The following is a 12,489-nucleotide window of genomic DNA, read 5'->3' as shown; positions in this document are numbered from 1 at the left end:
TTATTCAACCTCCAGCATTTTCTTATATCTTGGTGCAACGCGCTCACGCTTCAAATGTTCCGCGAGAACGATTGCTTTAATTTTGTCGCAAGCCGTTTCGATATTATCATTTTCCACAACGTAATCATATGCGTCCATCATTTCGATCTCAGCTTTGGCGGCTTTCATGCGATTTTCAATCAGAGCATCTGTTTCCGTTCCTCTTGTCACAATTCTGTTCTTCAGTTCAGAAAGACTTGGAGGCGCAAGGAAAATAAACAAGCCTTCCGGGAAAGCATTTCTCACTTGAAGAGCGCCTTGAACTTCGATTTCTAAAAAGACGTCTTTTCCTTCTTGGAGCGTCTGTTCAACATAATCGACCGGAGTGCCGTAATAATTGCCTACATATTCCGCCCATTCAAGCAGCTTATTGTCTGCAATCATTTGCTCAAATTCTTCTCTCGTTTTGAAAAAATAATCGACTCCGTTCACTTCGCCCTCACGCGGGTTTCTCGTTGTTACTGAAATCGAATACTCGAATTTTGTGTCTTCCTGCGAAAAAATCGCTTGCCGAACCGTTCCTTTACCAACTCCTGAGGGACCTGAGAGAACGATTAATAACCCTCTTTCTTTCATGCGGCAATTACCCCTGCCCTTCATCCATAATTTCTTCTTTAACAGAAAGTCTGTGTGCAACTGTCTCAGGCTGGACGGCAGATAAGATAATGTGATCACTATCCATGACGACAACTGCACGGGTTCTTCGTCCGTATGTAGCGTCAATTAGCATTCCGCGGTCTCTTGCATCCTGGATCATCCGTTTGATTGGCGCAGACTCCGGGCTGACAATCGAAATCATCCGATTGGCGGAGATAATATTGCCAAATCCGATATTAATCAGTTTAATCGTCATCTTCTACGTTCCCCCTGTAAAATAGACGTCTCTAGTTTAACCTAGCAAGTCCGTCTGTAAACAATACGCACAGTTACTATTCTATATTTTGCACTTGTTCTTTTATTTTTTCAATAGAACTTTTCATTTCGACGACAAGCTTTGTGATCTGGTGATCATTTGCTTTTGAGCCGATTGTATTTGCTTCCCGATTCAGCTCTTGGACAAGAAAGTCGAGTTTGCGCCCGACAGCTCCGCCTTCAGCTAATATATCACGAAACTGAGCGAAGTGGCTCTTCAGCCTTGTAATCTCTTCTGTAATATCAGAGCGATCTGCAAAAATAGCGCATTCTGTAACAAGCCGGCTCTCATCCAACACGTCTTCGGTCCATTCCTTTATTCTGGCGTAAAGCCGTTCCCTGTAACGAGATACCGCATCGGCTGCCAAAGATTCGGTCTTTTCGGCCAGCTCTTCAAGCTGGTCAATATGCATCAGACAGTCTTTGGCTAGAAGCAGCCCCTCTTTTTCGCGCATCTCACAGAGTCCTTTTACAGCTTCCTCTGCAGCAGCTGTTAGTAACTCCTCAAGCTTTTCATTTTGGGTCTGTTCCTCATGAATCTGGACGACATGTTCAAGCTTGAAGAAGTCCATGACATCAGGCTCTGCGGACAATTGATATCGCTTTTTCATATCCTCTGCAGCTGCGACAAACTCATCGAGTAGCGGCCAATCAATGTCCAGCCTTCTCTCTACGAGCATATCACTGTCAACGGAGACGAAAAGCTCAATTCTTCCGCGCTGTATGTACTGCAGAATCGTCTGTTTCAGCTTATCTTCTAAATATAGCAAAGGCCTTGGCAAACGAGCGTTCACTTCTTTAAACCTGTAATTCACAGATTTAAGTTCAACGCTTACAGAGAGTTCATCTTGTGTTTTGCTTGCACTGCCGAAGCCTGTCATACTCCGTATCATAAATAAAACACCTAATTTCTTCCCTGTTCTCAAAATAAAAGGGCAATAGACATGCTATTACCCCTAAGATTATATCATATGAATTTATTTTTTTCTTGTCAAAAGTGACCCCGCCAGCAAAAAAGTAGGGATGGCCGACATGCCGATGACAAGCATCCAGTCTCCCGGCGTGATGGCAACCGTGTGGAAAATCGGCTGGAGCGGCGGATAGTAAATAACCACCAGCATCAGTAAAATTGATGACAATACAGCGCCGATCAGATACAAGTTTTCAAACGGATTTCTGGAAAAAACAGAAGTTTCGCTCCGGCAGTCAAATACGTGAATAAGCTGAGCCAGCACCAACGTCGCAAACGCAATTGTCTGAGCATAAGACAAATTCTCAGGATTGCGGTGATACACGATGATAAAAGCCAAAATTGTGGCAGCACCAATTAAAAATCCTCTGGAGACCACCTTCCATCCAAGCTTGCGGGCAAACACCCCTTCTTTCGGGTGACGCGGCTTCCGCTTCATAACGTCACCTTCCGGCTGATCCATGCCGAGCGCCATCGCCGGCAATCCATCTGTCACCAAGTTTACCCACAAAATCTGAATCGGCACGAGCGGCAACGGAAGGGCAAGCAGCATGGCGAAAAGCATGACCAGAATTTCTCCTACGTTAGAAGCCAGCAGGTATCGGATAAATTTTCTAATATTTTCATAAATATTTCTGCCTTCTTTAATCGCTGATTTGATGGTTGCAAAATTATCATCTACGAGAATGAGGGATGATGCTTCCTTCGCCACATCCGTTCCTGTAATCCCCATGGCAACGCCAATGTCAGCCTGCTTGATAGCGGGAGCGTCATTGACGCCGTCTCCTGTCATCGCAACGATATGTCCGTTTTCCTGATACGCTTTAACAATTTTCAATTTATGCTCAGGAGAAACGCGGGCAAACACATACACATCCTCCACTACGTCAGAAAGCTCTTCTTGTGAAAGCTCATTCAGCATCTGGCCGTCCATGATTTTTCCGTTTTTCGGGAGGAGACGCAAATCTTTCGCTATAGCTTTTGCTGTCTCAACATGATCCCCTGTAATCATGACGGTCTTAATTCCCGCTTCACGGCATTCTTTAATCGCCTGTCTGACTTCAGGCCGCGGCGGATCAATGATGCCTGAAAGGCCAAGCATTGTCAGATCTTTTTCCGCCTGCTCCATTGACGGTGTTTCCCCTGCTTTTACCGGTCTATAGGCAACAGCAATCGTCCGGAGCGCCTGGGAAGCCAGCTGCCGTAATACTGCCTCTGTTTCTGCTTTTCTCTCATTTGAGAAAGGGGCGGCAGAGCCGTCATAATAAATACGGTTGGACCGCTGCATCAGGACATCCGGCGCGCCTTTCGTAATGATATAGCGCTTTTTGTCCTGATCCTCTACAATGACGGTCATCATTTTTCGTGCTGAATCAAACGGAAACTCCTCAACCACCCGGTAATGAGATTCCACAAACTCCTTTGAAAAGCCGCCTTTTCTTGCCGCAGTGAGCAGCGCCCCCTCTGTCGGATCTCCGTCAAGCACATAGTCACCGTTTCTTTTCTCAATATTCGAGTTGTTACAAAGCGCGCCGAATAACAGCATTTGCTCAAGCGGCTTATGCTGATTCACACTGACCTCTTTATCGTTCAGTGTGAAGCCTCCTTTCGGATCGTAACCCGTGCCTGACACTCTCCATGTTTTTCCTCCGGACCATACATGTGTGACCGTCATTTTGTTTTGCGTCATCGTTCCTGTTTTGTCTGAACAAATAATAGAGGCACACCCAAGCGTCTCAACCGCTGGAAGCTTTCTCACGATTGATTTTTGCTTGATCATACGCTGTACACCCAATGACAGCGCTACTGTCACAATGGCTGGAAGCCCTTCTGGTATGGCGGCTACCGCTAGTGAGACACCGGCTAAAAACATACTGTACAGATCGTGTCCCTGGATCACGCCGACAGCGACAACGAGTACGGTAAGCAGCAAAGCGACAACAATTAAAATTTTTCCGAGCTGCTCGAGCCTTCTTTGCAGCGGGGTCGACAGAGTTCCCGCCGATTCAAGCATGTCAGCGATTTTCCCCATAGCCGTGTTCATTCCTGTACCGACGACAACACCGACACCGCTGCCGCGGGTGACGATGGTTCCCATAAAGGCCATATTCGTAATATCCCCCAGCGACACATCGGGTTTTTTCAATTTATCCGCATGTTTCACAACCGGGATTGACTCTCCGGTTAACGCTGATTCTTCAATTTCCAGGCTTTTCGCTTCGACAATCCGGACATCTGCTCCAATCCGGTCGCCGCTTGTAAACTTCACAATGTCGCCCGGCACCAGTTCTTTAGAAGGAATCTTTGTCCAGCTTCCTTCCCTGAGCGCCATCACATGAGGAGTTGACAGCTCTTTTAATGCCTGAAGAGATTGCTCTGCACGCCGTTCTTGAAAAAACCCAAGTATGCCATTCACAAACACAATCGCAATAATCGCAACCGCATCCACATATTCACCAAGAAACCCTGAAATGAGTGTTGCCGCAAGCAGCACAAGCACCATAAAATCTTTAAACTGGGCTAAAAACAAAATAAGCGCTGATGTTTTTTTCCCTTCTTGAAGCTCGTTTGGCCCATGCTTGTCGAGGCGTTTTTTCACCTCTTTTTCAGTTAATCCTTGTTTCATGGACGTATTTGTTGCCTCTAATAAATCTGTTTGTCCCATTTCATGAAACTTCATTCCGCTCGTCCACTCCCCTGCTCTCTTATAGAGATATCACTCTATAAGCATGCTTATTCTGACTCGTCCCATTTCATGCTATAATTATCGAATGCAGGAAGAATGGAGAGGGTGTATTATATATGTCGTTTGATGGCATGTTTACATACGGAATGACACACGAACTGAACGAGCGAATAATGGGCGGACGGATCACGAAAGTCCATCAGCCTTATAAGCACGATGTGATTTTTCACATCCGTGCCAATGGAAAGAACCAAAAACTTTTATTATCGGCACACCCAAGCTATTCACGGGTGCATATCACGGCCCAAACGTATGAAAACCCGAGTGAACCACCGATGTTTTGCATGCTGCTGAGAAAGCATATTGAAGGCGGATTTATTGAAAAAATTGAACAGGCGGGGCTTGACCGCATTATGATTTTTCATATTAAAAGCCGCAATGAAATCGGTGATGAAACGCATCGAAAGCTTTATGTCGAAATTATGGGCCGCCACAGCAATATCATTCTGACGGACGGAGAGGAAAATGCGATCATCGACGGGCTGAAACATTTATCCCCGTCAATGAACAGCTACCGTACCGTACTGCCGGGCTACGATTATAAGCTTCCGCCAGCCCAGGATAAGATCCCGCCGCTTGAAGCAACTGAAGACGACATTTTGCGTCATCTCAGTTTTCAAGAAGGGCGGCTAGATAAACAAATTGTTGACCATTTTTCCGGTGTTTCTCCGCTGTTCGCAAAAGAAGCTGTCCACAGAGCGGGCCTTGCCAACAAAGTAACACTTCCAACAGCACTGCTGGAGCTCTTTAGAGAGGTAAGGGAGCACCGCTTTATCCCTAACATTACGACTGTTAACGGGAAGGATTATTTTTATCTGCTGGAGCTGACTCACCTTAAAGGAGAAGCACGCCGCTTCGATTCGTTAAGTGAGCTGCTGGACCGCTTTTATTTCGGAAAAGCTGAGCGGGACCGGGTTAAACAGCAGGCCCAGGATCTTGAGCGGTTTGTTGTGAATGAACGGAAAAAGAACGCCAACAAAATCAAAAAACTGGAAAAAACACTGGAGTATTCGGAAAATGCTAAGGAATTTCAGCTTTACGGGGAGCTGCTGACTGCAAATTTATATATGATGAAAAAAGGCGACAAACAGGCTGAAGTCATCAACTACTATGATGAGGAAAATCCGACAATTACCATCCCGCTGAATCCGAACAAAACGCCTTCAGAGAATGCGCAGGCCTATTTCACTAAGTATCAGAAGGCGAAAAACTCAGTTGCCGTTGTCGAAGAACAGATCAGGCTGGCACAGCAAGAAATTGAATACTTCGATCAGCTGATTCAGCAGCTGTCGTCCGCTTCTCCGCGTGATATCAGTGAAATCAGAGAAGAGCTTGTGGAGGGGAAATATTTACGACCTAAGCAGCAAAAAGGACAGAAAAAACAAAAACAGAACAACCCTGTTTTAGAAACATACGAATCTTCTTCCGGTATCACTATTTTAGTCGGCAAAAACAACCGCCAAAACGAGTATTTAACGACCAAAGCAGCAGCAAGAGACGACATATGGCTTCACACGAAGGATATTCCGGGCTCCCATGTCGTCATCAGAAGCAGCGAACCTGATGAACAAACAATTATAGAAGCCGCCACAATCGCAGCTTATTTTTCAAAAGCAAAAGATTCAAGTTCTGTGCCTGTTGATTATACAAAAATCAGGCATGTCAAAAAGCCGAACGGCGCAAAGCCAGGCTTCGTGACTTATGACAGCCAGCATACCGTCTTTGTCACACCTGATGCGGATACTGTCATCAAGCTGAAAAAAAGCTGAGCAGCACAAAGAAAAGCCAGAGCATTGTATGCTCTGGCTTATTTCTTTCTTCTTACCTGATAAAGCCTGTCAACTTCAGCGACAAAATCGCCTTCAATCAGTTTATCCACTTTTTCAGCAAGCTCTTTTGTGTGCTTTGGACTGGCTCCGCTTGTAGAGACAGACACCGTTACATGCCCTCTTTTTACGATTTTCGGCATATACACATTACCCAACTCAGCATTACTGGCACAGTTGACAAGCTGGGAAGACGATGCGTTTTGAGCAATCTCTTTATTCACAGCGGCATCATCCGTTGCGGCAATAATCAAAAAAGCATCGAGATAATCCTCTTTCTCAATCTTTCGGCTCAGCCACTTGATCTGGCGATTGTCTGCCATCTGCCTGATTTCGGGTTCCGCAACCGGACTGACAATTGTAATATCCGCTCCCTCTGATAGCACCGATTTCAGCCTTCTGAGCGCAATGTTGCCGCCCCCTGCAATCACAACCTTTTTCTTCTGCAAACTAATGTGAAGCGGGAGCATATAAACCTCCGTCAAAATCAAATTGCCCCTCATGGTTGTCGGCCGTTTCTTTCACACGATGTAAAAACGCCTTTTTCACATGCGGGTGGAAACCGATATAGGAAGAGAGGTAGACATTTGGATTTTCCGCCTTCAATTTCTGGACCTCACGTTCAATCTCATTCATCAGCATCCCGGTAAACAGCAAATACGGAACAATAAAGGTCGTCACGCAGTCATCTTTTTTCAGTTCAGAAAGAATCTCTTTGTAATTGGGACCGCATGCTGTCATAAAACATGGAATCACTTCGCTGACGGGCATGATGTTTTGAAGCAATCCGGCAATTCCGGTTACGTCTCTTTTTACACCTGGGTCTGAGCTTCCCCTGCCGATGAGCACAACCCTGGCGTTTTCGTACGGAACACCTATGTCTTTAACACGATGATAGACCGCTTTGACCACTTCTTCGTTAATCCCGATCGGACTTCCGTATGAAATACGGACTGAAGGATAACGGGACGCGGCACGCGCAATTTCTTCCGGAATATCATGTTTGGCATGTGCAGCCGTTAAAAGAAGCAGAGGCACCACTGCGATATGAGTGGCGCCTTGCTTCACACATGCTTCAAACCCTGTCTCAATTGCCGGCTCCTGCAGCTCTAAAAAACTGATTTCCTGAACAGGCGCAGAGATGTGCGCTTTGCATCCTTCCAAAAATGCAGCGGCCTCTTGCTGCGCCTTTTTTACCCGACTGCCGTGGCCAACATATAAAATCGCTTGTTTCATTTACAACGCCTCGCTTAAATCTTGTTTTTTCAGCTCAGATTCAAACCATTCCAGCTTATAGTGATAATTTACAACATTTCCTACGACAATTAAACTCGGATTTTTAATGTCTTCTTTTTTCACCGTTTCTGAAAGGGTGTCAACTGTACAAAAAACAGATTTTTGCTTGTCCGTTGTTCCCCAATGAATAAACGCTGCCGGAGTAGCACCGTCCCGGCCGTTTTCCAGGAGTTTTTTTTCGATCTGCTGCACATTTTTAATGCCCATATAGATGACAAGTGTATCAATCCCTGTGGCCAGCGCTTTCCACTTTTCCTCAAAATCCTCTTCTTTTTTATAATGCCCCGTTACAAAAGCCACGTTAGAGCCCGCGTCCCGATGAGTGACAGGAATCCCGGCATAAGCAGCTGCCGCGATTCCCGATGTAATACCGGGGACAATTTCAAACGGAATGCCATTTTCAGAAAGGCATTCCGCTTCTTCTCCCCCTCTGCCGAACACAAATGGGTCTCCGCCTTTCAATCTGACAACGGTTTTCCCTTTTTGCGCATACTTCACAAGAAACCGATTGATGGTTTCCTGCTTCATTGTATGAAAATCTGGAAGCTTCCCGCAGTAGATCAGGTCCGCCTGCTCCTTGGCATATTGCAAAATCTCTTTATTTACTAATCTGTCATATAGGATTACGTCAGCTTTTTCAATGGCTTTCAGCGCTTTAATTGTCAGCAGATCAGGATCTCCGGGACCTGCTCCTACAATATATACTTTCCCCATCGTCTTTCCCCCGATCTATTCGAGTTCTTCCAGAACGTTCGCTGCGATGTTGTTCTAGTTTGCATTTTTTCGGCATCTGAGAAGAACACAGCTGAGCGGCGTTTAGCTCAATTGCTGCTTTACAAACTCGATCAGCTGATTTTTGCACTCTTCACGATCATATTGTCCTGAGTCAAGGACGAGCTCAGGGGCTTCCGGCTCTTCATAAGGAGAATCAATGCCCGTGAAGAACGGAATTTCCCCGTTTCTTGCTTTTTTGTAGAGCCCTTTTGGATCTCTTTGTTCACAAATATCGAGGTCGCATTTAATGTAAACTTCGTTAAATTCGCCTGCTTCCACAAGCTGGCGAACCTGGTCTCTGTCCTCGCGGAAAGGAGAGATAAAAGCAGTGATGACAATGGTGCCCTGCTGCACAAAAAGTTTTGCCACCTCTCCGATTCGGCGGATGTTTTCTTTTCGGTCTTCGTCAGAAAAACCGAGATCTTTATTTAAACCGTGGCGAATGTTGTCACCATCCAGCACAATAACTTGGTAGCCTTGTTCAAAAAGTTCTCTCGCAGCAGCATTGGCAATGGTTGATTTGCCTGAACCGCTTAAACCCGTCAGCCAGAGAATGGAGCTTTTATGTTTGTTTTTTTGCTGATACTCTTCTTTTGTAATAGAGGCTTCATGCCATACAATATCGCGATTTGTCACTGCCAGTCCTCCTTAAGAAACGCCTGCTTCTTCTTTTTTCTTCATGCCTTTAATTAACACTTCTACAACTTCTGCGCGGCTGAATTCTGCAGGCGGCAACACACCGTCTCTCAGCATCCCTCTCACCTTGGTGCCTGATAAAATCACGTGATGCTCTCTGCCATGCGGGCACGTTTTTGCCGTTCCCATATTTCCGCATTTTTCGCAGAAGAAGCTGTGCTCGAATTTCAGCGGTGTAATGCCGAGTTCTTCTGATTTAAATGTGTCAAACAGCTCCTGGGCTTCGTACGTGCCGTAATAGTCACCGACACCGGCGTGATCGCGGCCGACAATGAAATGTGTGCAGCCGTAGTTTTTTCTGACAAGTGCATGGAAAATCGCTTCTCTCGGACCGGCATAACGCATTGCAGCCAAGAAAACACCAAGGAAGACACGGTCTTTCGGGTAATAGTTGTCAAGAAGCACTTGATAGCTTTCCATCCGGACATCAGCCGGGATGTCATCAGATTTTGTTTCGCCGACAAGCGGATTTAAAAACAAACCGTCCACTGTCTCAAGAGCCGTTTTTTGAATATATTCATGCGCTCTGTGAACAGGATTTCTTGTTTGGAAACCGACAATTGTTTCCCAGCCTTTTTCTTCAAACTGGCGTCTTGTTTCCGCCGGTTCAAATGTAAACTCAGGGAATTGTTTAGAAGCTTTTTTAATCAATGTGATAGGACCGCCGATATATGTATCGCCGCGGCTGAACAGCTTTTTCACACCCGGATGAGCCTGATCATCTGTTTTATACACGTTAACAGCTTCTTTTTGTTTGTCAGGCACGTATAAGTCTTCGATTTGGATAACGCCGTATGTTTCTCCGTCATACGTTAATTTTACTGTTTCGCCGACTGACAGTTCGGCTGCTTTTTGTGCATCTACCGGCAGCGTGATCGGAAGAGACCATACAACACCGGAAGCAAGACGCATGTTTTCAACAACAGATACGTAATCCTTCTCATTAAAGAAGCCTTCGATCGGGCTGTATCCGCCGATTCCGATCAATTCCAGGTCAGCAAAAGAAATCAAATCAAGTTCAATTTCTTTCTGAATGCCGCTTACATCATATGACTCATTTACTCGGTTTACCAGTTTTCCTCCATGTGGTGCTAAACTCATAATATTCATTTCCTCCTAGTTAACAGATAAAATAACTCAGATTAATAGTTAAATTCCCCCGCCTTGATCGTGGACAGAGCGTCTCTCTTTACGAATGGCTTTTGTCAGGCTGACGGCACCGCCTGCAGCTAAAAGCACACTTACCATGATAAAGATTGAATAATAATCCGCCTTTAAAAACATAGAGACAAGCAAATAAGAGATGGATAAAGATAAAAACGGCGACACGATCCATACTTTCAGCATCGTTTGAACGACCTGTTTATGAAATACGTTTGGGCCGTTTTTCGCCATGCCTATTCCGATAATAGACGATGACGTTACTTGCGCCAAGGGTACTGGCATTCCAAATATAGAACTGATAATCACCAGTCCTGCTCCTGTTCCGGATAGGAGAATGCCTTCTCCTTTTGAAAACCTTGTAATTTTCTTCCCGTTTGTTTCTAATACCCTGCGGCCTAATATCAGTGCGCCCAGAGCTACAAAAGCTCCCCCATACAGGGTTCCTTTCTCTACATCCAGTACGCCGGCAGCCACTAACGGGCCAACGGCATTCGCCACATTATTCATGCCCGCAGAGAACGCTTCAAAAAAACCAGCGCATAGCAAAAGGATGCCAAGGACGTTTTGTTTTCGGGAAGACGTAATTTCAATCTTAAAATAACGAAACAGCTTTGCTACAAAAAATGTGAAACCGAAAGCGAACAGCGGAACGAAAATCCAAAATGAAACAATAATCAGAAGATTGTTTACAAACAACACTTTGTACGCCACGCCCACGCCGACAACTGCCCCGACCGTCACTTCACTTGTCGATAAAGGAATGCCGAGCAGATTAGCTGTAAATAGCGACAGCGCAGCAGCCCCGATAATGATGCAAACAATCGTCAGTGTAATCGTCTGTTCGGGGATAATCCCAGAGCTGATGGTTTTCACAACTTCGCCCCCGCCAATGACAGCCCCGGCCAGCACACCAACGGCGCATATGATCAAAGCGTAGGTTTTCTTTTTGATGGCCCCAGATCCGTAAGCAACTCCCATTGAAGCTGCAGCGCCGCTTGCGCCAATATTCACTGCAAAAAACAAGCTAAATAAAATAGCGGCTAATTCCATTTTGCAGCTCCTTATTCATGCAGTCCGCATTCTGTTTTCGCCATACCGTTCCATCTTCCTGAGCGCAAGTCCTCTGCAGTAAATGCAGGTGACGTACAAGGCGCGCAGCCAATACTTGGATACCCTTGGTCGTGGAGCGGATTGTAGTCCAGCTCATTTCGAGAAGTGTATCTCCAGATGTCTTTCCAAGTCCAATGGATAAGCGGGCAAACTTTTACTGATTTGAATTTCTCATCTTTGTTCAAAAAATTCGTATTGGCACGGCTTGGCCCTTGATCGCGGCGCAGGCCGGAAAGCCATGCCGGGTGGCCGGAAAGCGCCTCTCTTAAAGGAACGATCTTTCTGAGATAGCAGCATTGATTCGGCTCTCTTTCCCACAGTTTATCACCGTGTTCTTCTGCCTGTTCCTCAAGAGTAAGGTTCGGTTTCTTCAGGATGATATGAAGGCCGGGATAGCGCTCCTTGACGCGTTCTATCGTTTCATAGGTTTCTTTAAAATGAAGCCCTGTATCGAGAAATACAATCTCTGCGTCTTTTTTCACTTTATAGATTAAGTCAATCAGAACGATTCCTTCAATTCCGAAACTGCAGGCATAAACAAGCTGATTGCCGTAATGGCCGTAAGCCCATTTTAAAACTGACAGCGCCCCTTTATAAGGATCGTCCTCTGGAAATGTAATCGTTGGTTCTTCCCAATTATCGTACGTTAACATTTCTTCTTTCCTCCTTTCGGAGACAAACAAACAGTAGCTTTCTGCCGGTTGTCTTTTCCCATTGTAATGTGATGCGGCTGCTGTTTTCTCCGTAAACAGCCCCTCTTAAAATAAAAAACTTTCAATCCGGCGGAAAGAAAGACAGGAACTGCATGTAGCCCTTATCTTTCAAAATGGAATACATTTTGCTGGAAGTAGCACCTTACACATTGTGCAGGTTGCCGGGCTTCATAGGACCAGTCCCTCAGCCGCTCTTGATAAGTTTTTCAGATTTGTAGTAAATTTTAGCACAATTCTAACATA

Annotated in this window: 12 protein-coding genes and 1 riboswitch; of the genes, 1 reads left to right on the top strand and 11 read right to left on the bottom strand. The window is 45.5% G+C overall.

Annotation, left to right across the window (positions count from 1 at the left end; translation table 11 throughout):
- The 4 genes from gmk to NST56_RS08930 form a co-directional block, all read right to left on the bottom strand.
- A complete protein-coding gene (gmk, locus tag NST56_RS08945; protein ID WP_168747782.1) occupies window positions 1-615 on the bottom strand; it encodes a guanylate kinase in 615 nt (204 codons plus the stop codon).
- 7 nt (window positions 616-622) lie between these two features.
- On the bottom strand, window positions 623-892 hold the full coding sequence (gene remA, locus NST56_RS08940) for an extracellular matrix/biofilm regulator RemA (RefSeq protein ID WP_003154355.1): 270 nt from the start codon (window positions 890-892) through the stop codon (window positions 623-625).
- Window positions 893-968: 76 nt separating this feature from the next.
- Window positions 969-1,844: a YicC/YloC family endoribonuclease gene (locus tag NST56_RS08935; protein ID WP_339181409.1), complete on the bottom strand. Its 876-nt coding sequence runs from the start codon at window positions 1,842-1,844 to the stop codon at window positions 969-971.
- An 84-nt stretch (window positions 1,845-1,928) separates the two neighbouring features.
- A complete protein-coding gene (locus tag NST56_RS08930) occupies window positions 1,929-4,601 on the bottom strand; it encodes a calcium-translocating P-type ATPase, SERCA-type (protein WP_268450144.1) in 2,673 nt (890 codons plus the stop codon).
- A gap of 122 nt (window positions 4,602-4,723) precedes the next feature.
- Here NST56_RS08930 and rqcH point away from each other — a divergent pair, with 122 nt between their 5' ends.
- A complete protein-coding gene (gene rqcH / locus NST56_RS08925; protein WP_339181405.1) occupies window positions 4,724-6,436 on the top strand; it encodes a tRNA modification protein RqcH in 1,713 nt (570 codons plus the stop codon).
- Between the two features lie 38 nt (window positions 6,437-6,474).
- Here rqcH and sirC read toward each other — a convergent pair whose 3' ends face one another.
- From sirC to NST56_RS08890, 7 genes are all read right to left on the bottom strand, one after another.
- Window positions 6,475-6,963, bottom strand: coding sequence for a bifunctional precorrin-2 dehydrogenase/sirohydrochlorin ferrochelatase (gene sirC, locus NST56_RS08920; RefSeq protein ID WP_229150098.1), 489 nt, complete (start codon window positions 6,961-6,963; stop codon window positions 6,475-6,477).
- Window positions 6,944-7,729 carry a sirohydrochlorin chelatase gene (gene sirB, locus NST56_RS08915; RefSeq protein WP_339181403.1) on the bottom strand — a complete coding sequence of 262 codons (786 nt, stop codon included), beginning with the start codon at window positions 7,727-7,729 and terminating at the stop codon, window positions 6,944-6,946. The genes sirC and sirB overlap by 20 nt, the downstream gene beginning before the upstream one ends.
- The gene (gene cobA, locus NST56_RS08910; protein WP_168747777.1) at window positions 7,730-8,503 is read right to left on the bottom strand and encodes a uroporphyrinogen-III C-methyltransferase; all 774 of its coding nucleotides are present in this window, start codon (window positions 8,501-8,503) and stop codon (window positions 7,730-7,732) included.
- A gap of 102 nt (window positions 8,504-8,605) precedes the next feature.
- Window positions 8,606-9,199, bottom strand: coding sequence for an adenylyl-sulfate kinase (gene cysC, locus NST56_RS08905; RefSeq protein WP_010334195.1), 594 nt, complete (start codon window positions 9,197-9,199; stop codon window positions 8,606-8,608).
- Between the two features lie 12 nt (window positions 9,200-9,211).
- Window positions 9,212-10,360 carry a sulfate adenylyltransferase gene (sat, locus tag NST56_RS08900; protein ID WP_339181399.1) on the bottom strand — a complete coding sequence of 383 codons (1,149 nt, stop codon included), beginning with the start codon at window positions 10,358-10,360 and terminating at the stop codon, window positions 9,212-9,214.
- 48 nt (window positions 10,361-10,408) lie between these two features.
- Window positions 10,409-11,473, bottom strand: a complete 1,065-nt coding sequence (gene cysP, locus NST56_RS08895; RefSeq protein ID WP_268450135.1) for a sulfate permease — start codon at window positions 11,471-11,473, stop codon at window positions 10,409-10,411.
- Window positions 11,474-11,484: 11 nt separating this feature from the next.
- Window positions 11,485-12,186, bottom strand: coding sequence for a phosphoadenylyl-sulfate reductase (locus NST56_RS08890; protein ID WP_010334192.1), 702 nt, complete (start codon window positions 12,184-12,186; stop codon window positions 11,485-11,487).
- A gap of 158 nt (window positions 12,187-12,344) precedes the next feature.
- A riboswitch (SAM riboswitch) is annotated at window positions 12,345-12,450 on the bottom strand.
- Between the last annotated feature and the right edge of the window lie 39 nt (window positions 12,451-12,489).

The organism is Bacillus sp. FSL R5-0560 (genome assembly GCF_037966305.1).
Lineage (GTDB): Bacteria > Bacillota > Bacilli > Bacillales > Bacillaceae > Bacillus > Bacillus mojavensis.
This window is presented reverse-complemented; position numbering and strand designations above follow the sequence as displayed.